Origin of the sequence: Halobellus sp. H-GB7, assembly GCF_030848585.1 — an archaeon.
Lineage (GTDB): Archaea > Halobacteriota > Halobacteria > Halobacteriales > Haloferacaceae > Haloquadratum > Haloquadratum inordinatus.
On the sequence record NZ_JAVDDW010000006.1, the window covers coordinates 1 to 25,375 of the forward strand.

At 66.7% G+C, this 25,375-nt stretch carries 28 protein-coding genes and 1 tRNA gene; 20 read left to right on the forward strand and 9 right to left on the reverse strand.

Annotated features, from left to right (window positions below; all coding sequences use genetic code 11):
- Nucleotides 1–43 precede the first annotated feature (43 nt).
- On the forward strand, nt 44–601 hold the full coding sequence (locus tag RBH22_RS11265) for a YeeE/YedE family protein (RefSeq protein WP_256287711.1): 558 nt from the start codon (nt 44–46) through the stop codon (nt 599–601).
- Nucleotides 598–1,017, forward strand: a complete 420-nt coding sequence (locus RBH22_RS11270; RefSeq protein ID WP_256287712.1) for a DUF6691 family protein — start codon at nt 598–600, stop codon at nt 1,015–1,017. The genes RBH22_RS11265 and RBH22_RS11270 overlap by 4 nt, the downstream gene beginning before the upstream one ends.
- Nucleotides 1,018–1,330: 313 nt before the next feature.
- Here the strand turns inward: RBH22_RS11270 and RBH22_RS11275 are convergent, their stop codons facing one another.
- Both RBH22_RS11275 and RBH22_RS11280 read right to left on the reverse strand, forming a co-directional pair.
- Nucleotides 1,331–2,002, reverse strand: coding sequence for a TrkA family potassium uptake protein (locus tag RBH22_RS11275; protein WP_256546327.1), 672 nt, complete (start codon nt 2,000–2,002; stop codon nt 1,331–1,333).
- Nucleotides 2,003–2,044: 42 nt separating this feature from the next.
- Nucleotides 2,045–2,662, reverse strand: coding sequence for a hypothetical protein (locus RBH22_RS11280; protein WP_256546328.1), 618 nt, complete (start codon nt 2,660–2,662; stop codon nt 2,045–2,047).
- 119 nt (nt 2,663–2,781) lie between these two features.
- Here RBH22_RS11280 and RBH22_RS11285 point away from each other — a divergent pair, with 119 nt between their 5' ends.
- A complete protein-coding gene (locus RBH22_RS11285; RefSeq protein ID WP_256546329.1) occupies nt 2,782–3,405 on the forward strand; it encodes a metal-dependent hydrolase in 624 nt (207 codons plus the stop codon).
- 435 nt (nt 3,406–3,840) lie between these two features.
- Here RBH22_RS11285 and RBH22_RS11290 read toward each other — a convergent pair.
- Nucleotides 3,841–3,912 (reverse strand) — tRNA-Thr (locus tag RBH22_RS11290).
- 95 nt (nt 3,913–4,007) lie between these two features.
- Nucleotides 4,008–4,706, reverse strand: coding sequence for a hypothetical protein (locus RBH22_RS11295; RefSeq protein ID WP_306677524.1), 699 nt, complete (start codon nt 4,704–4,706; stop codon nt 4,008–4,010).
- A gap of 279 nt (nt 4,707–4,985) precedes the next feature.
- On the opposite strand from RBH22_RS11295, the gene RBH22_RS11300 reads away from it, so the two are divergent.
- A complete protein-coding gene (locus RBH22_RS11300; RefSeq protein WP_256287717.1) occupies nt 4,986–5,609 on the forward strand; it encodes a riboflavin synthase in 624 nt (207 codons plus the stop codon).
- Nucleotides 5,610–5,625: 16 nt separating this feature from the next.
- On the opposite strand, the gene RBH22_RS11305 is transcribed toward RBH22_RS11300, so the two are convergent.
- A complete protein-coding gene (locus tag RBH22_RS11305) occupies nt 5,626–6,630 on the reverse strand; it encodes a PrsW family intramembrane metalloprotease (protein ID WP_256287718.1) in 1,005 nt (334 codons plus the stop codon).
- A gap of 124 nt (nt 6,631–6,754) precedes the next feature.
- Between RBH22_RS11305 and RBH22_RS11310 the strand changes: the two genes are divergently transcribed.
- The 14 genes from RBH22_RS11310 (at nt 6,755) to hisE (ending at nt 19,416) form a co-directional block, all read left to right on the forward strand.
- A complete protein-coding gene (locus RBH22_RS11310; RefSeq protein ID WP_306677525.1) occupies nt 6,755–7,129 on the forward strand; it encodes a hypothetical protein in 375 nt (124 codons plus the stop codon).
- Nucleotides 7,130–7,151: 22 nt separating this feature from the next.
- Entirely contained in the window at nt 7,152–8,660 is a 1,509-nt protein-coding gene (locus RBH22_RS11315; RefSeq protein ID WP_306677526.1) for a DUF402 domain-containing protein, read from the forward strand.
- A gap of 246 nt (nt 8,661–8,906) precedes the next feature.
- Nucleotides 8,907–10,136, forward strand: a complete 1,230-nt coding sequence (locus RBH22_RS11320; RefSeq protein ID WP_256287720.1) for a translation initiation factor IF-2 subunit gamma — start codon at nt 8,907–8,909, stop codon at nt 10,134–10,136.
- A gap of 54 nt (nt 10,137–10,190) precedes the next feature.
- The gene (locus RBH22_RS11325; RefSeq protein WP_121569036.1) at nt 10,191–10,598 is read left to right on the forward strand and encodes a PIN domain-containing protein; all 408 of its coding nucleotides are present in this window, start codon (nt 10,191–10,193) and stop codon (nt 10,596–10,598) included.
- Nucleotides 10,599–10,601: 3 nt separating this feature from the next.
- The gene (locus tag RBH22_RS11330) at nt 10,602–11,180 is read left to right on the forward strand and encodes a DNA-directed RNA polymerase (RefSeq protein ID WP_121569035.1); all 579 of its coding nucleotides are present in this window, start codon (nt 10,602–10,604) and stop codon (nt 11,178–11,180) included.
- Nucleotides 11,181–11,378, forward strand: coding sequence for a transcription elongation factor subunit Spt4 (spt4, locus tag RBH22_RS11335; RefSeq protein ID WP_121569034.1), 198 nt, complete (start codon nt 11,181–11,183; stop codon nt 11,376–11,378).
- Nucleotides 11,379–11,382: 4 nt separating this feature from the next.
- Complete coding sequence (locus tag RBH22_RS11340; protein ID WP_256287722.1) at nt 11,383–11,916, forward strand: GTP-dependent dephospho-CoA kinase family protein; 534 nt, start codon at nt 11,383–11,385, stop codon at nt 11,914–11,916.
- Between the two features lie 189 nt (nt 11,917–12,105).
- Entirely contained in the window at nt 12,106–12,420 is a 315-nt protein-coding gene (locus RBH22_RS11345; RefSeq protein WP_121569032.1) for a 30S ribosomal protein S24e, read from the forward strand.
- 26 nt (nt 12,421–12,446) lie between these two features.
- The gene (locus RBH22_RS11350; protein ID WP_306677527.1) at nt 12,447–14,042 is read left to right on the forward strand and encodes a bifunctional N(6)-L-threonylcarbamoyladenine synthase/serine/threonine protein kinase; all 1,596 of its coding nucleotides are present in this window, start codon (nt 12,447–12,449) and stop codon (nt 14,040–14,042) included.
- Between the two features lie 105 nt (nt 14,043–14,147).
- Nucleotides 14,148–14,426 carry a DUF5808 domain-containing protein gene (locus RBH22_RS11355; protein ID WP_256287724.1) on the forward strand — a complete coding sequence of 93 codons (279 nt, stop codon included), beginning with the start codon at nt 14,148–14,150 and terminating at the stop codon, nt 14,424–14,426.
- A 105-nt stretch (nt 14,427–14,531) separates the two neighbouring features.
- Nucleotides 14,532–15,191 (forward strand): non-canonical purine NTP pyrophosphatase, encoded by a 660-nt coding sequence (locus RBH22_RS11360; RefSeq protein WP_256546339.1) that lies wholly within the window; start codon nt 14,532–14,534, stop codon nt 15,189–15,191.
- Nucleotides 15,192–15,375: 184 nt separating this feature from the next.
- Nucleotides 15,376–17,079, forward strand: a complete 1,704-nt coding sequence (locus RBH22_RS11365) for a HAMP domain-containing methyl-accepting chemotaxis protein (RefSeq protein ID WP_306677528.1) — start codon at nt 15,376–15,378, stop codon at nt 17,077–17,079.
- Between the two features lie 84 nt (nt 17,080–17,163).
- Nucleotides 17,164–19,029, forward strand: coding sequence for a PINc/VapC family ATPase (locus RBH22_RS11370; RefSeq protein ID WP_256546341.1), 1,866 nt, complete (start codon nt 17,164–17,166; stop codon nt 19,027–19,029).
- A gap of 84 nt (nt 19,030–19,113) precedes the next feature.
- Nucleotides 19,114–19,416 carry a phosphoribosyl-ATP diphosphatase gene (gene hisE / locus RBH22_RS11375; RefSeq protein WP_121569026.1) on the forward strand — a complete coding sequence of 101 codons (303 nt, stop codon included), beginning with the start codon at nt 19,114–19,116 and terminating at the stop codon, nt 19,414–19,416.
- Between the two features lie 27 nt (nt 19,417–19,443).
- Here hisE and npdG read toward each other — a convergent pair whose 3' ends face one another.
- From npdG to RBH22_RS11395, 4 genes are all read right to left on the reverse strand, one after another.
- On the reverse strand, nt 19,444–20,112 hold the full coding sequence (gene npdG / locus RBH22_RS11380) for an NADPH-dependent F420 reductase (RefSeq protein ID WP_306677529.1): 669 nt from the start codon (nt 20,110–20,112) through the stop codon (nt 19,444–19,446).
- Between the two features lie 95 nt (nt 20,113–20,207).
- Entirely contained in the window at nt 20,208–20,423 is a 216-nt protein-coding gene (locus RBH22_RS11385) for a hypothetical protein (protein ID WP_256546343.1), read from the reverse strand.
- Nucleotides 20,420–20,797, reverse strand: a complete 378-nt coding sequence (locus RBH22_RS11390; RefSeq protein WP_256546344.1) for a hypothetical protein — start codon at nt 20,795–20,797, stop codon at nt 20,420–20,422. Before RBH22_RS11390 ends, RBH22_RS11385 begins: the two co-directional genes overlap by 4 nt.
- 85 nt (nt 20,798–20,882) lie before the next feature.
- Nucleotides 20,883–21,749, reverse strand: a complete 867-nt coding sequence (locus RBH22_RS11395; RefSeq protein ID WP_306677530.1) for a TIGR01548 family HAD-type hydrolase — start codon at nt 21,747–21,749, stop codon at nt 20,883–20,885.
- A gap of 173 nt (nt 21,750–21,922) precedes the next feature.
- On the opposite strand from RBH22_RS11395, the gene leuS reads away from it, so the two are divergent.
- Nucleotides 21,923–24,811 (forward strand): leucine--tRNA ligase, encoded by a 2,889-nt coding sequence (gene leuS, locus RBH22_RS11400; RefSeq protein ID WP_306677531.1) that lies wholly within the window; start codon nt 21,923–21,925, stop codon nt 24,809–24,811.
- Between the two features lie 219 nt (nt 24,812–25,030).
- Nucleotides 25,031–25,324, forward strand: coding sequence for a helix-turn-helix domain-containing protein (locus RBH22_RS11405; RefSeq protein ID WP_121569020.1), 294 nt, complete (start codon nt 25,031–25,033; stop codon nt 25,322–25,324).
- Nucleotides 25,325–25,375 lie beyond the last annotated feature (51 nt).

Sequence of the window (25,375 nt, forward strand, 5' to 3'; positions counted from 1 at the left end):
GAGACAGACGACCCTAAATCAATACGACTCTAAAATATACGAAATGGTAACAGATCCACTTCCACTACAGATGGCCGCCGAGCTGTTCCCGAACGGGATCAGCCGCTACGCCGTCGGGGGATTCCTCGTCGGCCTCGGCGTGGTCGTCATCTACATCGGCACCGGCATCCCGGCCGGCGCGAGTACGTTCCTCGAGTCGACGCTGTCGTACTTCTCGGGCCAATCGCGGTTCCGGCAGTACGTCTCCTCGCGGAACTGGCGCGTCGTCTTCACGCTGGGCATCATCCTCGGCGCGCTGGCATTCGCCGCGACAGTTCAGTCCGGGCTCATCTCGACATCGCTCTACGAGCCCGGATCGACCGGGACACTGTACGAATTCGCCGGCATCACGCTCTGGACGACAGATGTCCAGCCGTGGCGGCTGTTCGTCGGCGGGATCTTCGTCGGGATCGGGACCCGAATCGGTAAGGGCTGTACGTCGGGTCACGGCGTCTGTGGCGTCGGCTCGGCGTCGAAGACGTCACTTGCCGGCGTGGGAACGTTCCTCCTCGTCGCGATCATAACGGCGCAGGTCGTCGCTGCGCTGGGGGTGAGCCCATGAGCGACCGTCATCCGCTGTTCATCCCGCTGATCCTCGTCGGCGGGCTGATCTTCGGCTTCGGGCTCGGGTTCAGCCATATGGCGCGGCCGGAAGTCGTGCTGAACTTCCTCCAGTTCGACGACCTCGGACTGCCGTTCGTGATGTTCGGCGCGGCGATCGTCTCGGGAATCGCCTTCTGGGCGATGCCTCGGATCCGCGACAGCGCGCCGCTCACCGGGAGTCGGTACGAGCGCCGGCTGAAGCCGTTCGACAAGAACGTCTTGATCGGCGGCGCGGTCTTCGGCGTCGGCTGGGGACTGTCCGGTATCTGCCCGGGCGCGGCCTACGCCAGCCTCGGCGTCGGTAACGTCACGATCCTCTGGGCGCTCGCCGGGATGTTCATCGGTGCGTACATCCAGGGCTACGCGCGCAGCTAAGACGCGCTGTTCTTCCGCGTTCGCGTCCGCTTCGGCCCCGAAGTCGCGTCGAAACTGCCGTTCTACGATCCGAGATCCAGCGGAGCGAGTACGACGACTCTGTCGCCGCATTCGGGCGTCAGACGCCACAAGTCTGCCTGTCGTCTGACGCGGTTTTAAGTGTGGTACGAAAGAGCACACGGTTGGGCGCGCACTGACGGCCAAATCAGTTCCCATCCTCCCACCGCGCGCCCAACACGCGGACGTTGCACCCCGGTACACGGCGTCGTCGTCCCCCGCGACGACGCATACAGTTCTCGGTTCCGAGTGTCGACTACGCAGTTGCGCTGTCCGGTCCGAGAAGCGCCGATTTCATCCGTTCGAGGCCGTCCTCCTCGACTACGAGCGCCAACTGGTCACCGGGCTCGATGACCGTCCCCGGGAGCGGAATCGTCATCGGCTCCCGGTCGCGGCCGTGTGCGTAGACGCGGCCGAAGTCGTCGAGGTCGACGTCGTTGACTTTCTGTCCGACCACCGGCGCGTCCTCGGGAATCGTCACCGTCGTCAGCCGCAACTGCTCGGTCAGTTCGCCGATGGCGTTGAAGCTCCCGCCGAGTAGCGCCGTCTTCGCGCCGGCCGCACCGAGGCGTTCCGGGTAGATGACCTCGTCGACGTCTTCGGCGTACCGCTCGTAGATCTCCTCTCTGTAGTCCTCGCTGATCCGCATCGCGACCCGGCACCCGAACTGCTTGCCGATCATACAGGCGGCGAAGTTCGCGTTCGGGTCGCCGGTGAGGCCGCCGAGCGCCGCTGCGTTCTCGACGCCGGCGCGCTTCAACACCGACTCGTTGCTGCCGTCGCCCTCGACGACCTCGAATCCGGCCTCGCGGGCCCGGTCGGCCTTGTCGGGGTCGTTCTCGACGACTACGACCGGGTGGCCCTCCTCGTGGAGAATCCGGGCCGTCCGCGCGCCCACTCGTCCGTACCCAACGATAATGAACGTCATATGACAACGTAACACACTCGGAGTACAAAAGCGTAGACCCGGTCACACCGCGAGCCGCTCTCGGAGCTGTTCGGTCAGTTCGGTGAGACGTTCGGTTCCGAACAGCGCGACGAGGATCGCGCCGACGGTATCGAAGACGAGATCGAGGATCGTATCTTCGAGTCCGTACTGGACGAGGACGTCCTCGATCCCGAGCGTCGCTGTGGCCTGTCGTGCCGCGAACTCCAGCACTTCCCAGAACACGCCGAGTGCGAGCGTGAACAGCAGCAAGAACAACGAGAGAAACCGCGGCGGGAACGAGACCTCCTCGGAGTGGAGGTCGATCGCCCGCGTCGCAGCGTAGCCCACGGCCGCGACGAGCATCGCCGAGAGCGTGTGCGTCAGGTGGTCGTACCACCAGACCTCCTCGTAGAGACCGACCATTCCCAGCGTGTGCAACGACACGGCGAGCGTCACGACGAACGTCAGTTCCGGGGAGAGGCGAACGTCCCAGTCGCGCTCTAACAGCGCTGGGAGGTACGTGACCGCAAGTGCGACGACGGCGTTGATGATGACGCTGAGGTTCCGCGTCGCGATGCCGTATCCGAGGATGATGGCGACGCTCATCCGCATTCCGCTGGCTGCCTGTCTCGCCGCCTCCGAACGGGATGGCAGCCACATACCCCTCCTAGACGTTCCGTAGTAAAAAGCCCGGCAGGTATTCTGACCTTCCTGCACCAACAGATATGGTATCGAGATACACGCAACGGTCTTAGGGCTCATCGCCCTATGCACCGATGATGATGGCTACCACGCACGCGCTCGCAGGCGTCGTGCTCGCCGTTCTCGTCGGCGTGCTCTTCCCTGAGAGCGCCGCTGGAACCTCGTCGATCCCCATCGCTGCCGCCGCCCTCGGTGGGCTGTTCCCCGACTTCGACCTCTATGCGGGTCACCGTCGGACGCTGCACTTCCCGGTGTACTTCACGGCCGCGGCAGCCGTCGCCGGAGCCGTCGCTGTCGCCGTTCCCACGACGCTCACCGTCGCTGCCGCGCTGTTCCTCGCTGCAGCGGCGCTGCACTCGGGGATGGACGCGCTCGGCGGCGGACTGGAGCTGAAACCGTGGCTCGGGACCTCCGAACGGGCGGTCTACAGCCACTACCACGGCCGCTGGATCCGTCCGCGGCGCTGGATCCGCTACGACGGCGCGCCCGAGGATCTGCTGGCCGCCGCCGTGTTCGCGGTCCCGGCGGTGTACGCCTTCGACGGCGTCGTCGAGACCGCCGTCTTCGTCGCTGTCGGTATCTCTGCAGTGTACGTCCTCCTACGCAAGCCGATGGTGACCGTCGCCCAGATCGCCGTCGACGCGCTCCCTCCGCACTTCGTCGACCGGCTCCCGGCCCGGTTCGTCGAGGACTTCCAGTAATTCGCTCTCGATCTGTTCCGTCCACTTTTTCGGCAACTTCTTTCGATTATTCGAAACGCGACCGCTCCCGTTCGCTCTGTCCCCAACCGATATTAGGAGTATGTATGTGTATGTCCAGAAGTATTTTGAGATAGTGTGTTGTTTACGGGAGTATGTCCTCGAAAAGTGGACTAACGCCGATCGAATCCCATACCGAGTACACGCACACCCGGTTTCGGTGTCCCCGCTGCGGGACCGTGGTACCGGAGGAAGACGAGAGCGCGCTGTGTGTAAAGTGCGAACGGGCGACGAGCGCGTGATCGGTCGGTCAACTCGACTCGTTTTGTCTGACGCCGCTCGATCGGTAGCGACGGGTACGGAGAGCACACGGCCGCAATTCACGGTCGCTGCCGGACACGACGGCTACAGACTCGAATAGCCCGAAAAATCCGAAGAAGCCTAGGCCGGGATTTGAACCCGGGGTCTCGTCCTTACCAAGGACGCGCTTTACCGCTAAGCTACCCAGGCGCGTTTCTCCGTAGCGCGGATTCGTCTTTAGGCGTTTCGATTCCCGGCGGTGACGTGTGCGATACGAACTCACGCGACAGGTCGGACTTCGGGCGTCAGGAGTCGGTCGCAGAAGAGGGTACGCGGTCGTCCGAACCGCCGCCGACGGTCGACAGCGACGCGATGCGCTCGGTCGTCGACTCCGAGAATGCGGCGTCGGCTGACTGGAGCCGTCCACCGCGGTCGCACTCGCGGCCCAACTCCGAGGCGTATTCGAGTACGGCGGGCGAGGGCGTCTCCCCGACGGCCGTCATCCCGGCGACGACGGCGAGCGCGAAGACGTCGGCTTCGAGGTTCCGGTCTAAGGAGTCGACGTCGGCGCCTTCGCCACGTCTGAGCGTCTGATCCCGCCCGAAGGCGCGGACGACGTCGACCGCGCGGTCTGCGGCGTCGGTCCGGGCCAGCAGGTAGAACCCACGCGAGACGAGCACGTCTGCGGCGAGCACGTCGAGGTCGGCGTCGATGTCGCCGCTGACGTCGCTCTCGTCGGTCAGCGTCCAGGGCTCGTCGTGTGCGAGCGACCGTGTGAGCCGTAGCCCCTCGTAGATCAACTGCACGCCGGCGGCGCGCTCTGCGAGCCCATCGGTATCGGTGTCTACTCCGGTTTCGGGTGCGCGAGCGCTCACCAGCGCCAGGACGGCTGGCGTCATCGGCGCAACAGAGAGGCGATCGAACAGCACCTCGCGGAGTCGGTCGGGCTCGATGTCGTCGACCGCCTCGTGCGCGGCGTCACGGACCCGCACGGCGTCGTCCATCGACCACTCCTAGCGGCGGGAACGGCAAAGACCTTTGGAAACCCACCGATCCGCTGGCGGCGCCGGGATGGACGGTGCCGCCCGCCGGTCGTCTGCACGGTCGCGAGACGGCTCAACGCCTGATGGTATGGTATCTCTTAGGTCGGTCGTTTGAACCCCGGGCCGGCACCCGGATTTGCGGCGCGGAACGCTCGCCACAGTTACTGCCGGTAGTCGGCCTCGACGTCGACCGCACCACCGTTCCGAGACGCTTTTCGGAACTGAACCCAACAGAGCAGTATGTTCACCGGCATCGTCGAGACGACGGGCACCGTCGTCGAGGCAACCGACGACGAGGGCGGCCGCCGCATCCGCATCGAACCGGACGAGGGGGCCGAGTACTCGGATCTCCACCACGGCCAGTCGATCGCCGTCAGCGGCGTCTGTCTGACCGTCGAAGCGTTCCAGACCGATCCCGCCCAGTTCGAGGTGTTTCTCGCCGCGGAGACCGTCGCAAAGACCTATCTGGGAACGGTCGCGGCGGGCGATCGCGTGAACCTCGAACGCGCCCTCGCCGCCGACGGACGGTTCGACGGCCACCTCGTACAGGGTCACGTCGACACGACGACCGAAGTCACGGGTATCGAGCGCGTCGGCGACGACTGGGTGTTCGAGTTCGACCTTCCAGAATCGATCGCGCGCTACGTCGTCGCGAAGGGGTCGATCGCACTCGACGGTATCAGCCTCACCGTCGCCGAGCGCGGTCCCGAGCGCTTCGGCGTCGCGATCATCCCGACGACGTACGAGTTGACGACGCTCTCGGAGAAGTCGGTCGGCGATCCGATCCACGTCGAGGTCGACGTGGTCGCGAAGTACGTCGAACAGATGGTGTCTGGGTACGCCGACGCCCTCAGCGACGACTGACGCCGTTCGGATTTCCCTACTCGAATTCGGTCAACTCAGAGTCGAAGTCCGACTCGGTCGTTTTCGGCGCGTGCGCCCGCTTGTAGCTGTCCCGATACCGCCGGATCTTCCGCAGCAGAAACAGCCCGAAGATGCCGTCGTAAATGATGACGTAGACCAGGTACGGCGCCAGCCCCGTGAAGCCGGTCGCGATCGAGATAGCCGCCGTGCCGATTCCGACGGTCGTGTTGTACGTCGCGTGGACGAACGACGCGAGTAAGATTCCCTTGACGACGATCGGGCCGCGCTTTCCGGGGTTGAACTTCGCGAGCCCGAGGTAGTAGCCGGCGATCGCCGAGTAGATCACGTGTCCCGGCCCCGCGAGCGCCCGGACGGCGGTGATCCCACCACCGGCGCCGATGAGCCCGAGCCCGAGGTCGAGGCCCTGATTCGGGAGTTGGCGAGTGATGTAGAGCGCGTTCTCGATGACGGCGAAGCCGAGGCCGGCCATCGCGCCGTAGACCGTCCCGTCGAGGACGGCGTCGAAGCGGGCGTCGGTGTAGGCGTACAGCCGCACGGCCAGGAGCTTCACGGTCTCTTCGACCGGCCCGACGACGAGGAAGAAGAACAGCGCCGAACCCAAGAATCCGAGGACGCGGAAGTACGGCTGGAGGACGGTGTTGAGCACGGCGGCGAAGTTCGCCGTCAACACGCCGAGGAGGAACGTCGCGACCAGGAGCGACAGCGGCTCGCTGGAGGTCACGTCCGTCGAGTAGACGTACGCCGCCAGTCCGATCGCGGGGATCGCCGAGAGGACCGTGAGCAGCCCCGTCTGCGGATCGGTCAAGGCCGCGAACCCGCCGATCCCGAGCAGAAGGAGAAACGCGAACAACACCACGGCGAGGCGGGCGGATCCGGCGACGACCCGCCAGATCAGCGCTGCGGCTCTGTCGACCAGCGTTCGCTCCTCCCACGTCGCGACGTCGTAGAGGTCCTGCGAGCCGTCGGACGCCTCCTCGACCGGATCCCGTCGCCTCGTCATCGACGGCGGCTTCACACCCCGCTACCTAAGGTCTTCGGCCCCTGGCAGCTCACAGCGAGTCTCACTCACCTGCGCGGCCGACAGGCTGGATTCAAAACCCGCCCGCTCCTAGCGACGCGTACCGATGCACTTCGACCAGCGGACACAGGCTGCGCTACAGGACGTCGGACTCTCTCGCGAAGACATCCGCGAGGCGTCACAGCTCGTCTCGGCGGCCGTCGAGCGCGACGCCGCCGACCTCCGCGAGTTCTTCGAGTGCGACGTCGTCCACTCCGATATGGAGAAGGCACACAGCACCGACGACATCCACGAACACGACGTCGAGTTCCTCGACCTCTTCACGCACGGGGGCGACCTCCGTGGCTACCTCCGTTTCGACACCTGGGGCGTCCCGGTCGAGGACGGGCGTATCCTCTCCGAGGAGGTCGTCGAGCTCTCGCTCGGTCCGACCGTCCACGACCGCGTCCGGTTCGCCCACGACGAGGACGCGTTGCGATGAGCCGGCCGGAGGATCTGCGCCGATGAGCGACGACGAGCACGGGGGCGAGCGTGCCGACGCGGCCGCCAACGATGCCACTGCCGACGCGGCCGCCAACGACGCCACCGACGTGGCGAACGTCCGCGTCCGCGGCATATACACCACCGCCGTCACGCATCTGCTCCTCGACGCGGGCCACGCGGTCGTCCAGGCCTCCGAGCCGATCCGCGAGCGGTTCGACGCCGACTTCGACGACGCGAGCCACGAGGTGACGGTCGCGACGACGAGCGACCGGCAAGGAGTGGGTGTCCACGGCGACGCCGACGCCGTCGCGACCGTCGACGGCGAACTCCGGGCGGTCGGCCGCGACACGTTCACGTGGGACGATCCGACGCCGCCGGGCGCGGTCTTCGACGCCCGCGTCACGGACACGCTCGGTTCCGGTGCGATCTGTGATCTCGGAGACGCCGAGGGATTCCTCCCGTACAGCGACACCGACGAGTACGTCGACGAGGGTGACACCGTCCGCGTGCAGGTCCGCGAGAGCGCGCCGCCGTGGGTCGACCACCGCGCGCAACTCGGCACCGAGATCCGGGCCGACGGCGGCCTCGCGTCGCTCGTTCGCGGCCGCGACGGCGTCACGGTCGACACCCGCGACGACGCCGCCGGGCGCGAACTCGCCGGGATGACCGAGTTCCTCTCGGTCGAGATACCCGACGGCTGGGGCATCGAGTGGTCCCACGCCGCCACCCGCGCCGATATGGACGCGCTCGAAGTCGCACTCGAACGCGCCGTCGACCGGACGGACGCACTCACCGCGGCGCTCGACGAGCCGTCCCAGTCCGACGGAACGGAGGTCGGCCTCCACGCCGCACCGACAACCGGCCGCTGGCTGTGGTTCGGCCGCGAGTCGCGCTTCGCGCTCGACGACGCCCGTCGCGCGGTCGCCGCGACGATGCCGGGCCACCATCGGACGAAGGCAGCGAGCGAATCCGCCAGCGCCGGCGTCGATCTCGCGGAGGCCCTGTGCGGCCCCGGTGAGGGAAGCGAGTTCCCGTTCGAGGTCGTGACCCGGCAGTTCGGCCCCGTCGAGGGTGACTTCGTCGAGATCGAGCACGGGAAACCCGATGGCCGGGCGTTCTCGCTCGGCCGGGGCGAAGTCACCGACTGGGACGCAGACGGGACGATCGCTGTGACGCGGACGCTCTCGGGCGGCGGCACCTACGACGCGCTCGGAACGACGCGCGAGGACGGCGACACCGCGCTGACGAAATTCCGCGAGGGCCGCTGGTGGTACCCGACCGTCTACCGGAGCGCCGACGGCCACGCGAAAGGCACCTACGTCAACGTCTGTACGCCCGTCGAGTGCTTCCCCGACGAGATCCGGTACGTCGACCTCCACGTCGACGTCGTGAAACACCCCGACGGCACGGTCGAGCGCGTCGACGACGACGAACTCGACGCGGCGGTCGACGCGGGGCTGGTCCCGGACGCGGCCGCGGAGAAAGCGCGGTCGGTAGCGATGAGTCTGGAACGCGCGCTCTCGGATTGAACTGGCGCGCGGATGCTACCTGATGCGGTGCGGGGATGCTATCTGATGTGGCGCGCGGATGCTACCCCGGTCGTCGCGGGTGGAAGCCGACCCATTGGTTCGGTTCCACATCACACGATCGACCCCTCTGACGGCCGTTTCTCCCCGTTCACGGACGATTTATGCTCTCACAGCGAGTAGAGAACAGCAACTTTATCAGTCGCTCGCGGCGAATTGCTCCCAAGATTACTCTCTAGGAGGTCAATGGTGACACAACAAACACAACAACCGGAGGTGAACATCGGGCTCGTCGGTCACGTCGACCACGGGAAGACGACGCTCGTGCAGGCGCTGTCCGGATCGTGGACGGACCAGCACTCCGAGGAGATGAAGCGCGGCATCTCCATCCGACTTGGGTACGCTGACGCCACGTTCCGGCAGATTCCCGGCGTCGACGCGCCGGAGTGCTACACGGTCGACGAGACCGGCCCAGACGGCGAGGAGACAGAGGTACTCAGAACGGTCTCGTTCGTCGACGCGCCGGGCCACGAGACGCTGATGGCGACGATGCTCTCGGGCGCGGCCATTATGGACGGGGCCGTGCTCGTCGTGAGCGCGACCGAGGACGTCCCGCAGGCCCAGACCGAAGAGCACCTGATGGCGCTCGACATCATCGGGATCGAGAACATCGTCATCGCACAGAACAAGATCGACCTCGTCGACCGCGAGCGCGCGGTCGAGTCCTACGAGCAGATCAAGGAGTTCGTCTCCGGCACCGTCGCCGAGGACGCGCCGATCGTCCCCGTCAGCGCGCAACAGGAAGTGAACATCGACCTCCTCATCGACGCCATCGAGCGGGAGATCCCGACTCCCGAGCGCGACGAGACGGAGTCCCCGCGGCTCTTCGCCGCGCGCTCGTTCGACATCAACCGCCCGGGCACGACCTGGGAGGACCTCTCCGGCGGCGTCGTCGGCGGGTCGGTCGTGCAGGGCAAACTCGCCACGGGCGAGGAACTCGAACTGCGCCCCGGCCGCGAGGTCGAGGAGGGCGGCTCCTCGGAGTGGCAGCCGATCACGACCGAGATTCGCTCGCTGCAGGCCGGCGGCCGCTCCGTCGAGGAGGTCCGCCCCGGCGGTCTCTGCGGCATCGGGACCGGACTCGACCCGAGCCTCACGAAGGGCGACGCACTGGCCGGCCAGGTCGCGGGCGAGCCCGGGACGCTACCGCCGACGCGCGAGAAGTTCACGATGGACGTCGAACTGCTCGACCGGATCGTCGGCGAGGACGAGGGCAGCGTCGAGGAGATCTCGACCGGCGAACCGCTGATGCTCACCGTCGGGACCGCGACGACCGTCGGCTCGGTCACGAGCGCTCGCTCCGGCGAGGCCGAGGTGGCGCTGAAGCGCCCCGTCTGCGCCGAATCCGGCTCGAAGATCGCCATCAACCGCCGCGTCGGCGCTCGCTGGCGACTCATCGGAATCGGAACGCTGCAGTGATCACCGCGAGCGACGCCGCGCGCCGGACGACGAACTGACGCGGAGAGCCACGAGATGACGCCGGGACCCCACGAGACGATGACGACGGTAATACTCGACACGAACGCGCTGATGATGCCGGTCGAACTCGACGTCCGGATCTTCGACGAGCTCGACCGCCTCGTCGGCGCGGACGCGGATCTGGTCACCACCAGATCGGTCGTCGCCGAGCTGGAGAAGCTCAGCGAGTCGGGCAACGGCGCCGAGGCGACGGCCGCGAGCGTCGGTCGGGACCTCGTCTCGCGGTGTCGCATCGTCGAGACCGGCGAATCGTACGCCGACGACGCAGTGGTCGAACTGGCGGAAGCCGAGGGCGATTACGTCCTCACGAACGACAGGCCGCTCCGGGACCGATTGCTCGAACGCGGAATTCGCGTAATCGGTTTAAGGGGCCGAAACACATTGGAAATAACAGAACCATAACGTATGTACAAACGGGTACGACTCAAAGACACAGTCGAGGTGCCGCCAGCGCACCTCGCGGACGTGACGCCACAGCGGGTCAAGCGGCTCCTGCAGGACAAACTCGAAGGACGGATGGACGAAGACGTCGGCAGCGTCGTCAGCGTCATCGACGTCCACGACATCGGCGAGGGGACGGTGCTCCCCGGCCGCGCCGGCGTCTACTACGAGGCGGAGTTCGACGCGATCACCTTCGATCCCTCGATGCAGGAGGTCGTCGACGGCGAGGTCGTCGAGGTCGTCGAGTTCGGCGCCTTCGTCGGCATCGGGCCGGTCGACGGGCTACTCCACGTCTCGCAGATCTCCGACGAGTATCTCGCCTACGACGGTGAGAACCAACAGCTCGCGTCCACCGAATCGAACCGGACGCTCAGCGTCGGCGACTCCGTCCGCGTGCGGGTAGTCACGAAGAGCATCGACGAGCGCAACCCGCGCGACTCGAAGATCGGCCTCACCGCGAAACAGCCCGGTCTCGGCAAGCACGGGTGGCTCGAAGCCGACCGACAGGCCAACACCGCCACGACCGAGGCGGAGGGAACGTAGATGGCGGAGTCCCGTCTCGCCTGCCGGGAGTGCCACTACATCAACCACGCCGACGCGCAGGCGTGTGAAAACTGCGGATCCAGCAGCCTCACCGAGGACTGGGCGGGCTACGTCGTCATCACGCATCCCGAGCAATCGGAGATCGCCGAGGAGATGAACGTCAGGGAACCGGGCGGCTACGCGCTGAAGGTCCGCTGAACGGATGCTCACCCTGCCAGCGGAGCTGCGTGGCGCGTTCAAAGAGCCGTTCGGCCCCGTCTACGAGGACGCCGAGGCGTTGCTGGCTGACGCCGGACGCCCGGTGATCGCCGTCGGCGACGTCGTCACCTACCACCTCCGGCAGGCCGGCCATATCCCCGCCGTCGCGCTCGTCGATGGCCGGACTGAACGCGAGGCGGTCGACGAGGAGATCAGCGACGCGCTCTCGGACCCCGAGCACCGTCGGGCGGTCGAAAACGCCCCCGGCGTCATCTCCGAAGACCTGCTCGTTGCGCTCGTCGACGCCCTCGACGCCGACGCCCCCATCACAATCGTCGTCGACGGTGAGGAGGACCTCGCGGCGCTTCCAGCCGTTCTCGCCGCCCCGACGGGCGCGACAGTCGTCTACGGCCAGCCCGGAGAGGGGATGGTCCGCGTCGAGGTGACGGCCGACGCGAAAGCCGAGATGCGCTCGCTGTTCGAGCGGATGGAAGGCGACGTCGACGCCGCGCTGGCGACGCTCGGCGTCGAGGACTGACCCGACTCCGACGCCGTGACTGTCGCGGCGCTGACAACAGCCGGTGGTCTGAGCTACTGACTCCGATTGCCAGTTCCGGCACTGGATCGGAAACGCGTCGTGAAAACGGCCTCTCGACCGATTTTCTCACCGCTCTACCCCTTCGAAATCCTTTTACTCCTTTCGGATGGATGGTAGAACAACTGAACCATGGAAATCGACATTATCTCCGAGGACGAGAACCCGATGTTGCATCGGTCCGACGTCCGGTTCGAGATCGTTCACGAGGATGCGACGCCGTCTCGACTCTCCGTTCGCGACAGTCTCGCGGCGAAACTCAACAAGGACTCCGACGAGGTCGTCGTCCACGAACTCGATACGAAGTTCGGAATGCGAAAGACCGTCGGCTACGCGAAGGTCTACGACTCCCCGGATTTCGCCCGCGACATCGAGCAGGATTATATGCTCGACCGGAACAAGATCGAGGCCGAGGAAGGCGGCGAAGCGGAAGCCGAAGAAGCCTGATTCGGCCCTAACGAGTACTTTTTTCGATGCGAATCGTCGGAATCGAAGGAACCGCGTGGGCCGCTAGCGCCGCGCTCTACGACACCGAGACCGACGAGGTCGTCATCGAATCCGATCCCTACCAGCCCGACAGCGGCGGTATTCACCCGCGCGAGGCGGCCGAACATATGGGCACGGCCATCCCCGACGTCGTCGCGACGGTTCTCGATCAGGCCGCCGAAACCGCCGATGGCGACGGTCTCGACGTCGACGCCGTGGCGTTCTCCCGCGGACCCGGTCTCGGCCCGTGTCTCCGCATCGTCGGGACTGCGGCGCGTGCCCTCGCCCAGACGCTCTCGGTCCCGCTGGTCGGCGTCAACCATATGGTCGCCCACCTGGAGATCGGTCGGCACCAGTCCGGCTTCGACTCGCCGGTCTGTCTGAACGCTTCGGGGGCGAACGCACACTTGCTCGGCTATCACAACGGCCGGTACCGCATCCTCGGCGAGACGATGGACACCGGCGTCGGCAACGCCATCGACAAATTCACGCGCCATCTCGATTGGTCCCATCCCGGCGGGCCGAAGGTCGAACAGCGGGCGAAAGACGGCGACTACTACGACCTCCCGTACGTCGTCAAGGGGATGGACTTCTCGTTTTCGGGCATTATGTCCGCGGCGAAAGACGCCGTCGACGACGGCGTCCCGGTCGAAGACGTCTGCGCCGGCCTCCAGGAGACGATCTTCGGGATGCTGACGGAGGTCGCAGAGCGGGCGCTGTCGCTGACGGGGACGGACGAACTCGTCCTCGGCGGCGGCGTCGGGCAGAATGCGCGGCTCAGAGCGATGCTCGCGTCGATGTGCGAACAGCGCGGCGCGGACTTCTACGCGCCGGAACCGCGGTTCCTGCGGGACAACGCGGGGATGATCGCGGTGCTCGGCGCGAAGATGTATGCCGCCGGCGACACCCTCGACGTCGCCGATTCCTCCGTCGACCCCAACTTCCGACCCGACGAGGTGCCCGTCACGTGGCGCGGCGAGGAGGAGTCGGTCGTCAGAGACCCCAGCGCGTCGGGGACGATCCGCGGCGCGGAGGCGACAGTCACCTTCGAGGACGACCGGGTGATCAAACGCCGCGTACCCAAAGCGTACCGCCACCCGGCGCTCGACGAACGTCTCCGTGCCGAGCGGACCCGCGCGGAGGCGCGCCTGACCAGCGCTGCCCGCCGCGTCGGCGTCCCGACGCCAGTCGTGTACGACATCGACCCGCAGGACGGCACGCTCGTCTTCGAGTACGTCGGCCACGACGACCTCGCGGCGGCGCTCACGGTCGATCGGTGCCGCGCCGTCGGCCGCCACCTCGCGGCGATCCACGACGCGGGCTTCGTCCACGGCGATCCTACGACCCGAAACGTCCGCGTCGGCGAGGAGCGGACGTACCTCGTCGATTTCGGTCTCGGCTACCACACCGGGCACGTCGAGGATCACGCGATGGATCTCCACGTGTTCAAACAGAGCGTCGCGGGGACGGCGGCCGAGTCCGCACCCCTGCTCGACGCCTTCGAGGCGGGCTACGCCGCTGCGGGCGACGCAGAGGTCCGTACCCGGCTTCGAGCGATCGAAGGACGCGGCCGGTATCAGTAACGGCCTCGATGGCGGGTCGACCGCCCTCGAGGCGCGAAGCGGAAATCGCCCAACGCGGCAACACGATGCCAAAACGATTTATTAGAGCCCGGCGTATGCTGTCGTATGGTAGACAAACCGAAACAGGGTGAGATTCTCGGGATCCCGTACAACTTCGAGCGCCCCTCGCTCGGCCGGATGCTGTCGTCGTACTGGCGGCCCGGCAAGGGAATGCTCGTGAAGAAGCCGTTCGGCATCGGCTACACGCTCAACCTCGCGAACTGGCGCTCGTGGGTCGCACTCGTCGTCGTCGGCGGACTGCTCTGGCAGGAGCAGAAGTCCCGCAGCGACGCCGAGGAAGCCGACGAGGACGAGGGCGGCCCGGTCGAAGTCATCGTCGACTGACCGTTCCACTTTCGACGCCGCCGTCGCCGCGTCGTCGCACCGCAGCGGACGGACGCGACGCGGAACCGACGACGCTTTCTCCCGACCCACCCGACCTCGGAGCGAATGCTCCGATACGTCACTACCAACGCGGGCAAGGTGCGCGAGGCCCGCGAGTATCTCGACGGCGTCGAGCAACTGAACTACGACTACACCGAGGTCCAGGCCTCGGATCTCGGCCCCATCGCGGCCCGCGGCGCCCGGGAAGCGTACCGCTACGCGGGCGAGCCGGTCCTCGTCGACGACGCCGGTCTGTTCGTCGAAGGCTTCGAGGGCTTCCCCGGTCCGTACTCCTCGTACGTCGAGGAGACGCTCGGCATCGACGCCGTCCAGCGACTCGTCGCTACCGAGATCGACGCGCCGCGCCGGGCCTCCTTCCAGTGCGTGCTGGCGTACTGCGACGGCGACGACTTCGCGGCATCGCCCGACCCAGTCGACCGCGCGGACCGCAGCGCCGCCGCGGCCGCTGGGGCGGCATCTGTCGACGAAGACGGCAATGGCGACGCCGCCGCGGACGCCGACGCACTCCCCGTGAAACTGTTCCGTGGCTCCGTCCGCGGCCGGATCGTCGAACCGCGCGGTGAGGGCGGCTTCGGCTACGATCCGATCTTCGAACACGACGGGACGACGTTCGCAGAGATGACCGCCGACGAGAAGAACGCCGTCTCACACCGCGGCCGCGCCTTCGCGAAGTTCGCCGAGTGGTTCGAAGACCGCGCGCCCTGACGCCGCCGCTGTCTCGGCTGTCGCCGGCTGACCGATTCTGTTCGAGGCAGCTGTCCACGTCACGTATCGAATCTGATAGCGAGAGGCAAACGTTGATTTAGACAGCTATCTCTCGGCAAATTCTGTTTTCATCTGATGAGAACGCAATGATAGGCTTATGGGATGCGTCCAGAGACGGTAGGGTATGTATCTGCTCGAATCGTACGAACGGCTCCTGTGGGGGACGATGGACGTCCTCGGCGTCTCCCGCTCGGTCGCCCGGAAGGTGCACGTCGCGGTCGGGATCCAGTTCGCGATCTCGGTCGCACAGGCGGCGCTTCCGTGGATTGCCAGCGGGGAGACGCAGACGCTCTTGTCGGCGCTGCTCCTCGTCGGCGCGGTCGTCGCGTTCCTCAATACGGTCCTGATCGTCCGGCGCGACGTCGTCACGCCGATCGATCAGCTCTCGACGTCCGCGTCCGCCGTCGCGGCCGGTGATCTCTCGACGCCGCCACCGACGACCGACGGCGACGACGAGGTCGCCCAACTGGTCGAAGACTTCGGAGATATGCACGAGCACCTCCAACTCGTGTCCGCGCAGGCGACGGCGATGGCGGATCGAGAGTTCGACGATCCGGTGCTCGAAGAACGACTTCCGGGCGAGTTCGGCGACTCGCTCGGCCGGATGGCCTCAGACCTCACGACGCACACGCGGGCGCTCCAGCAGTTGGTCGACGCCTTCGGCGACGCGACCGAGCGCGCCCGCGAGGGTGACCTCACGGCGCTGATGCCCGCCGAGGAACTCGCCGCTGAGGACGACCGCTACGGCGAAGTCGCCCGCTCGTACAACGAGTTCCTCCGGACGCTCTCGGCGACGCTCGGCGACGTCCAGACGTTCGCCGATCAGGTCGCAGAGATGAGTTCGGACGCTCAAACGCACGTCCGGCGTGCGACCGAAGCGAGCGAGGCCGTCGCGGCCGCGGTCGACGAGATCGAAGCCGGCGCCGACGAACAGACCGAACACCTCCAGACGGTCGCCTCGGAACTCTCGACGCTCTCGGCGACCGTCGAGGAGATCGCCGCTTCTGCGGACGAGGTCGCGGGGACCGCAGAGCGCGCCGCCGAACGCGGACGCGCCGGCCGCGACGTCGCCACGACCGCGATGGAAGAACTCGACGCCGCCGAGGCCCGAATCGAAGAGACGGCGGCAGCGATGGAGGAACTAGCGGCACACATCGAGGAGATCGACGAGATCGCCGAGTTCATCGACTCGGTCGGCTCCCAGACCGATCTGCTCGCGATCAACGCCTCGATCGAGGCGGCCCACGCCGGCTCCGCCGGTGACGGCTTCGGCGTCGTCGCCGAGGAGGTCAAATCGCTGGCCGAGGAGACCCGCGAGTCCGCCGACGAGGTCTCGACGCTCATCGAAGACGTCACCGAGCGCTCCGAGGAGACGCTCGCGACCGTTCACGAGACCGACCAGCAGGTGAAATCCAGCGTCGAGACCGTCGCGGAGGCCATCGAGGAGTTCGAGTCGATCGTCGACGACGTCGAGGGAATCGACGCGAGCATCCGTGAAGTGAGCAACGCGACCGACCAGCAGGCGGACTCCTCGCAGGACGTCGCCGCCCGCGTCGACGAGGTCGCGAACATTTCCGAGGAGACGACCGCACAGACCGCCGCGGCCGTCGAGGACGCGACCCAGCAGTCCGAGTCGCTCACCGAACTCGAAACGCAGGCAGATCAGCTCTGCGAACGCGCGAACAACCTCGACGACCTCGTCGACTCCTTCGAGATCCTCGAGGAACACCGCGACGAAGGGTTCGAGTGGACGGAGCAACCTGTCAGCGACGCCGACGGCTCCGTGGATGCCGGAGGCCCCGCCGCTAGCGCGGCCTCTGATGACTGACTTCTACGACCCCGTTTTGTCTCGCCGCTGATTGGTCCGCCAGCAGTCTATACCCTTATTTGTCCGCCGGTCGAATCCGGAGATATGAAGATAGTGCCGGACACGAGCGCGGTCATCGACGGTCGCGTGTCCGAGCGAGTCGAGTCGGACGGCGAGGTCACGGTTCTGGTCCCCGAAGCCGTCGTCGGAGAACTCGAATCCCAGGCCAACGACGGCCTCGACACGGGCTGGGCGGGCCTCGAAGAGCTCCAGCGCCTCGCGGAACTCGCCGACGAGGGCGACGTCGACGTCCGGTACGTCGGCCGCCGGACGAAACCCAGCGAGGCCACCGGCGCGCACGAGGGCGACATCGACGCGCTCATCCGCGACATCGCAGAAGAGGAGCAGGCGACGCTTCTCACGAGCGACGTCGTCCAGTCGGAGGTCGCGAAGGCGAAAGGGATCGACGTCGAGTACGTCGAACCGCGCGTCCGCGGTTCCGGCGAACTCGTCATCGAGGAGTTCTTCGACGACCAGACGATGTCGGTCCACCTCAAGACCGGGACGAAGCCGAAAGCCAAGCGCGGCGCCATCGGCGAGATGCACTACCAGACGATCGACGACGAGGTCTCCGACGAGGCGCAGATGAAAGAGTGGGCCGACGACATCGAGGAGACGGCCCGCACCAGTTCCGAGGGCTTTCTCGAACTCTCCGAACCGGGGATGAGCATCGTGCAGTTCCGCGACTACCGCATCGCGGTCGCGCGCCCGCCCTTCGCCGACGGCATCGAGATCACCGCCGTCCGGCCGATCGTCAAGACCGACCTGGATGACTACGAGTTCGCCGACGAACTCCGGGATCGGCTGAAAGAGCGCCAGCGCGGCGTCCTCATCTCCGGGTCTCCCGGAGCCGGGAAATCGACGTTCGCGCAGGCCGTCGCGGAGTTCCTCACTGAGAGCGACTACGCGGTCAAGACGATGGAGAAGCCCCGCGACCTCCAGGTCGGTCCGGACATCACCCAGTACACCGCGCTCGGCGGCGATATGGAGAAGACGGCCGATTCGCTCCTCCTCGTCCGCCCGGACTACACGATCTACGACGAGGTGCGGAAGACGAAGGACTTCGGCGTCTTCGCGGATATGCGCCTCGCGGGCGTCGGGATGGTCGGCGTCGTCCACGCCACGCGCGCCATCGACGCGCTCCAGCGTCTCGTCGGCCGCGTCGAACTCGGGATGATCCCGCAGGTCGTCGACACCGTCGTCTACATCGAAGACGGGCGCGTCGACACCGTCTACGACGTCAAGACGGAGGTGAAAGTCCCCGAAGGACTCACCGCGGAGGACCTCGCACGCCCGGTCATCCAGGTCACGAACTTCGAGACCGGAAAACCGGAGTACGAGATCTACACGTTCAACCGGCAGGTCATCACCGTCCCGCTCACCGGCGACGGAGAGAGCGAGGAGAGCGGCGTCGGCCGCCTCGCCCGCCAGGAGATCGAACGCGAGATCCGCTCGATCGCCCGCGGGCACGTCGACGTCGAACTCAAGGGCCAGAACAAGGCGGTCGTCTACGTCGAAGAGGACGACATCTCCTACGTGATCGGCAAGGGCGGCGGCCGTATCTCCGACGTCGAAGACCGCCTCGGCATCGAGATCGACGTTCGGACGCACGACGAGAAACCGGGTCGCGGCGGCGCGAGTGGAAGCGCCGGCGGCTCCGGGGGTGCAGGCGGCGGCGCCCAGTCCTCCGAGGGCATCGTCGTCACGCCCGAAGTCACCTCCCGGCACGTCGTCGTCCGGATGGACGAACACGTCGGCGAGACCGTCGAGATCCGCGCCGACGGCGAGTACCTCTTCACCGCGACGGTCGGTCGCGGCGGCGACATCCAGGTCTCCCGCGGCAGCGCCATCGCGGACGAACTCGAACAGGCGATCGACCGGAAACAGCGGATCACGGTCCACCCGGCCTGATTCACGGCGTTCGTCGGATCCGCTCAGTCGCGCCGGCCCTCGCTGAATCGGACGATTCTTCCCCCGACCGGTGTACTCTCGGGTATGGAATCGGACACGCCGCCGGCGGAGGTGCTCGACGAACTGTTCGCGACGATCGAGGACCGCAAGGAGACGCTACCCGAGGGCTCCTACACGACGTCGCTTTTCACCCACGAGAAGGGGAAAAACGCCGTCTTAGAGAAGATCGGCGAGGAGGCCACCGAGACGATTCTCGCCGCGAAAGACGAAAACGAGGAGGAACTGCTGGCCGAGAGCGCCGACCTCGTCTATCACCTGCTCGTCGTGCTCGCGATGGAGGACGTCACGCTCGACGATCTCCGAACGGAACTCCGCGATCGGTTCTGAGGCGGACCGCAGACCGGGAAAAGAACGCTATCGGAACGAAACGCCTAGGTCGTGCAGGCCGTCGTTGTTCTGGGCGACGTTGATCAACAGCGGCGTCAGCGACTCGACCTCTGCGGCGTTCGCGATGCCGCCGGCGTCGAGCGCGCGGAGGCCGTCGATGTCCTCTGCGATTCCGGCGACGGTGTCTTTCGCGCCCTCGTCCTCGCCAACGAGGAGCGTGTCGATGCCGAGGTCGGCGTCGAGGTTCGCGAGCCGACCGGCCGCGAGGTTGTGGAACGCGCCGACGACGGGCACGTCCTCGGGGGCGGCGTCGGCGACGAGTGCGGTCACGCTGCCCGCGCCCGGGGGGTGGTAGTGGAAGCCGTCCTCGTCGCGCTGCATCCCCGCGGCGGGGGTGACCAGCACGTCGTCCGCATCGAGGCTGTCGGTGACGGCGTCGACCGTGTCCGCGACGTGGTACGGCGGGACGCTGAGGACGACGACGTCAGCCCGATCGGCCGCCATCGCGTTCTCGAAGCCGGTGATCTTCGTCTCGCGGCCGTGTTCTGCAACGGTCTCTTGATACGCGGCGGCGGCGTCGTGTGCGGCGTCGGGGTCCCGAGAGCCGATTACGACGTCGTGGTCCGTGTGGTAGGCCCAGCGGAGCGCGAGGCCCTCGCCGACGTCGCCGGTACCGCCGAGAAGTGCAATTCGCATAGGTGGCCGTGAGGAGGCGGTCGGGTAAAGGGTTGCGTGACCGGGGATGGCTGCCGGTGTTCGCCCCTGTGTCGCGGTGTCGCTGGCCGTCTCGCTCACTCCCAGTCGTTCGCTCTCTCCTGTGCCGCCGTCGCCATCGGGAGGTACACGACGAGGAACCCCACGAGGGGAGCGACGATCAGCGTCCCGAGAAGCAGGCCCGTTCGGATCGAGGTCTCCGGAGGCAGCAGTCGCCACACGCCGAGTCCGAGGACGTCGACGACGATCACCACTGCGGCGAACCGGAGGAAGTTCGAGCGGACGTCGCTCATACCGTCTCACTCCCGTTCCAGCGCCGCGGATTCAGTCCTTTCGCCTGGGTCGCGACCAGCCAGCCGACTGCGAGCGGGACGAGGCCGCCGACCGGGCCGCCGACGCCGAGCGCACCAAGTGCGAGACGACCGCCGAGCGCGACGCCGAAGAAGACGAGATACTGGACGGTCTGATCGCCCGCTTCCGCCTCCGGCGAGATCGAATCGAGTGCGAACCAGGCGGCCAGCGGGGCGACGACGACGAAGGTGCCGAGGGCGACGCCGAGCGGCAGGAGGCCGGTCGGGTCGGGCGCGAGGACGGTCGTCACGACGACGGCGACGACCGCGGCGAAGATGCCGGCCCAGGCGAGTCGTTCGATGCGAAGCGCGTCCATCGCGTGAGGGTTAGACGGGGACGCAAAAAGCGTGCTCGTTAGGTGCTCGTAGCGCACCTGCCGAGGCGCGCTGCCGCCGCCGGACCTACTCGAAGAGCAATGTCGGGAGGTCGTTCACGGAGTCGACGACGGCGGCCGCGCCGGCGGCCTCGTACGCCCGTCGCCCCGATTCGCCGGTCAGCCCGCCGGTCAGGACGCCGATGCCGTAGTACTCCCGCTCGGGATCGCTCTCGGCGGCGTTGACCGCGGTCTTCACGTCGTCGAGGGTGTCGCCGGCGAAGGCGACGCTGTCGGCGTCGAAGCGCTCTGCGAGCGTCACGAGCGCGTGGGGGTGCGGCTTGCCCTCCTCCCAGTCGTCCATCGTGAAACGGTGCTCGTCGGGAACCGAGAGTCCGACGCGGTCGAGCGCGATGTCGGCCTCCGCCGCGGGGCGTCCCGTGAGGACGCCCACGTCGGCGCGCTGCCGCAGTCGGTCGATCGTCTCGGGTTCGAGAATGATCGGCTCGTCGTGGATGTATCCCGCGGTCTCGAACGGCGGCTCGCCGCCCTCTAGTTCTCGATACAGGTCCGCGCCGAGATACAGCGCCTGGAACGCCTCGCGGAGCCCCTCACGGTCCCACTCGTCGCGGACGGCCGCGAGCGCGTCGGCGTCGAGATGAGCGCTCGCGACCGCTTCGGCGGCGTCGAGACCGCCACCCTGGGATTCTATCTGGTCGGTGAACGCCGAGAGCCCGATCGGCGCGCGCGCGTCGACGAGGACGTACAGCGCCGCCGCGTAGGTCACGTCCCAGTCGTTGTTGAAGCCGCCGGCGTCCTTGAACAACTGAACGTCGTCGCGGTCGATCGTCCGGTCGTACAGGCGCTCGACGGACTCCACGATAGCGCGACGATACGAGTCGGCCACGTCGAGGAGCACGCCGTCGATGTCGAGGACGACCGCGTCTGCGTGCATACTCGTAGGCGGCCGGGCGGCGGCCTTAGCGTTGTCCCTTCCCTGTGCGGTCGCGCTTCGTGGGGACCCTCGACCGTGCGAACCAACTTACACCTCCCGACCGTGCGAACCAACTCACGCCCCGCGGCATCGAGTTAGGAGATATTTTACCGTGGGGTCGCCAGAGAGGAGATATGGACTACGACCCGCAGGAACTCGAAGCGCGGTGGCGCGAGCGGTGGGCCGAGGAGGGTCGCTACGAGGCCGACCCCGTCGGTGCCGACGACCCCGACACCGCCGCCGACGAGGACGCGACGTTCATTACCGTCCCGTATCCGTACCCCAGCGGCGGGATGCACATCGGCCACGCCCGGACGTACACCGTCCCCGACGTCTACGCCCGCTACCGACGTCAGCAGGGCGACAACGTCCTGTTCCCGATCGCCTGGCACGTCACCGGCACGCCGATCATCGGCGCGGTCGAACGGCTGAAGAAGGGGGAAGAAGAGCAACTGTCGGTTCTCCGCGACACCTACAACGTCTCCGAAGACACGCTCGCGGACCTGGAGACGCCGATGGGCTACGCCCGCCACTTCATCGAGCAGCACTACAAGAAGGGGATGAAGAACCTCGGGCTCTCGATCGACTGGCGGCGGGAGTTCACCACCAACGACGACCGCTACTCGCAGTTTATCACCTGGCAGTACGAGACGCTGCGGGACCGCGGCCTCCTGGAGAAGGGGCTACACCCCGTCAAGTACTGCACAAACGAGAAACAGCCGGTCACGACGCACGACTTACTGGAAGGCGAGGAGGCCGAGTTCCAGGAGTACACGCTCGTCCGGTTCGGTCACGGCGACACCGTCGTCCCGATGGCGACGCTCCGCCCCGAGACCGTCCGCGGAGTCACGAACGCCTACATCGACCCCGACGCCGACTACGTGATCGCCGACGTCGACGGCGAGGAGTGGTTCGTCTCCGCGCCCGCCGTCGAGAAACTCCAACTGCAGGGTCACGACGTCACGCCGAAACGCACCGTCGCCGGCGAGCACCTGGTCGGCGAGCGCGTCACGAACCCCATCACGGGTGAGGAGGTCCTCGTCCTGCCTGCGGACTTCGTCGACGCCGAGAACGCCACCGGGGTCGTGATGTCGGTGCCGGCGCACTCGCCGGACGACTACGTCGCACTCCAGGAGGCGAAAGCCGGCGACGAGCGGATGCGCGAGTACGGCATCGATCCCGCCGACGTCAAGGAGATCGAACCGATTCCGATTCTCTCGATCGAGGGCTACGGCGACATCCCAGCGAAGACCGCCGTCGAGGAGGCCGGCATCGAGTCCAGCGCTGACCCTGCACTCGAAGAGGCCACGAAAGAGCTGTACAACAGCGAGTTCCACAGCGGCCGCCTGAACGACGAGTACGGGGAGTTTGCGGGCGATATCGTCGAAGACGTCCGCGGCCGGTTCAGGGACGCCTACCGCGACGAGGGCGCGTTCGGCACGATGCAGGAGTTCTCCGAGGAGGTCGTCTGCCGCTGCGGCGGCGACGTCGTCGTCGCCGAGCAGGACACGTGGTTCCTGCGCTACAACGACGAGGCGTGGAAGCAGAAAGCCCACGACGTGGTTTCGCGGATGGAGGCGATCCCGGAGAACACCCGCGGTGAGTACGATCACACGATCGACTGGCTGAACGAGTGGCCCTGCATCCGGAACTACGGGCTGGGCACGCGCCTGCCGTGGGACGACGAGTTCGTCATCGAACCGCTGTCGGACTCGACGATCTATATGGCGTACTACACGATCGCCCACCGGCTGGACGAGATCCCCGTCGAGGACCTCGATCGGGAGTTCTTCGACGCGCTGTTCTACGGTGCCGACGCGGTCGACGACCCCGACGAGCGCGCGCTGGAACTGCGTGCGGAGTGGCTCTACTGGTACCCCGTCACCTACCGCTTCTCGGCGAACGACCTCATCTCGAATCACCTGACGTTCTATCTGTTCCACCACGCCGAACTGTTCGACGAGGCCCAGTGGCCCGCGGGCATCGTCATTATGGGGATGGGTCTGCTCGAAGGCGAGAAGATGTCGTCCTCGAAGGGGCACGTCGTCCTCCCCGGTGCGGCGATCGACGAGTACGGCGCGGACACGGTGCGCTTCTTCCTGCTCAACTCCGCGGAGCCGTGGCAGGACTACGACTGGCGCGCCGAACAGGTCGAGTCCGTGCAGACGCAACTGGAGCGCTTCTGGAACCGCGCCCAAGACGTCGTTGACGACCCCGGCCCGGAGGAACGCCCCGATCTGGCGACGGCGGACCGCTGGCTGCTGTCGCGCCTCCAGCGGACCGTCGCTACGGTCACCGAGGCGATGGAAGGCTCCGAGACCCGGACTGCGAGTCAGGCCGCCTTCTACGACTTCGAGGAGGACCTGCGCTGGTACCGCCGCCGGACGGACCGCTCGCGCCCCGCGGCGCGCTGGACGCTTCGGGAGGTCCTGGAGACGCGACTGCGCCTGCTCGCGCCGTTCGTGCCGTTCCTGACGAACGAACTCCACGAACAGTTGACGGGCACGCCTGCGGAGGACGCGCCGTGGCCCGAAGTCGACGACGACCTGCTCGACCGCGGCATCGAGGCCGCGGAAACGCAGATCGAACGGCTCGTCGACGACATCCAGGGCATCCGCCAGTCCCTGCAGAACGCCGACGAGGACGTTCCCGAGGCGGACCCCGACCGCATTCGGGTCACCGTCGCGGCCGACTGGAAGCACGACGTGTTCGGCACGGTCGCCGACCTCGGTGCGGACCAGGGCGCAGTGATGGGCGAAGTGATGCAGGACCCCGATCTCCGCGAGCGCGGCAACGCCGTCAACGACCTCGTCGGTGAACTGATCGAGTTCGCCCGCGGTCGCGACGACGACGAACTCGACGCGCTCGCCGGTCTCGACGAACAGGACGCCTACGAGCGCGCGGCCGACTTCCTCGGCCGGGAGTTCGACGCCGAGATCGTCGTCCAGAAGGAAGGCGAAGACGTCGAAGCGCGCAAGCAGGCGGTCCCGTTCCGGCCCGCGATCGAACTCGAAGCCGAGTAGGGTACATACTGTCGGACAGACGTTCGTGAATTATGTTGGCACCCACGGGGTGCCGATGATTTTCACATCGTTCCGTCCGACAGTATCAATCGTCGCTGCCGTCGCCGTGACAGTCCAAGTGATTACACGGGCGTAACCTGCTGTAGCACCGTAATCTGGCCGTTCTCTCCGTCCCGACTCGCGAAGGTTTATGACCGTTCGACTGCTCGAATTGTAACAATGGCAGAGGCAGAAGAGGAGAGTCTCGACGACCTCCCTCCGAGCGCGAAGTTGGTCTTCAAAGTACTCGAGTACAACGGCCCGCTAACCCAGAAAGGAATCGTCCAGGAATCGATGCTCTCGGCCCGGACGGTCCGCTACGCACTCGAACGACTCGAGGGAATCGACGTCGTCGACGAGGACGTCTACTTCGCCGACGCGCGACAGAATCTCTATCAGCTCACCGACGACGCACCGGAGACCCACCCCGCCGAGGGCGACGGCGACGAAGCGGAAGCCTGCTGCGCGGAGTAACCGCTCCCGTTTGGGGTTGGACTAATTTTCCACGAGAAGTTATCCCTCCCC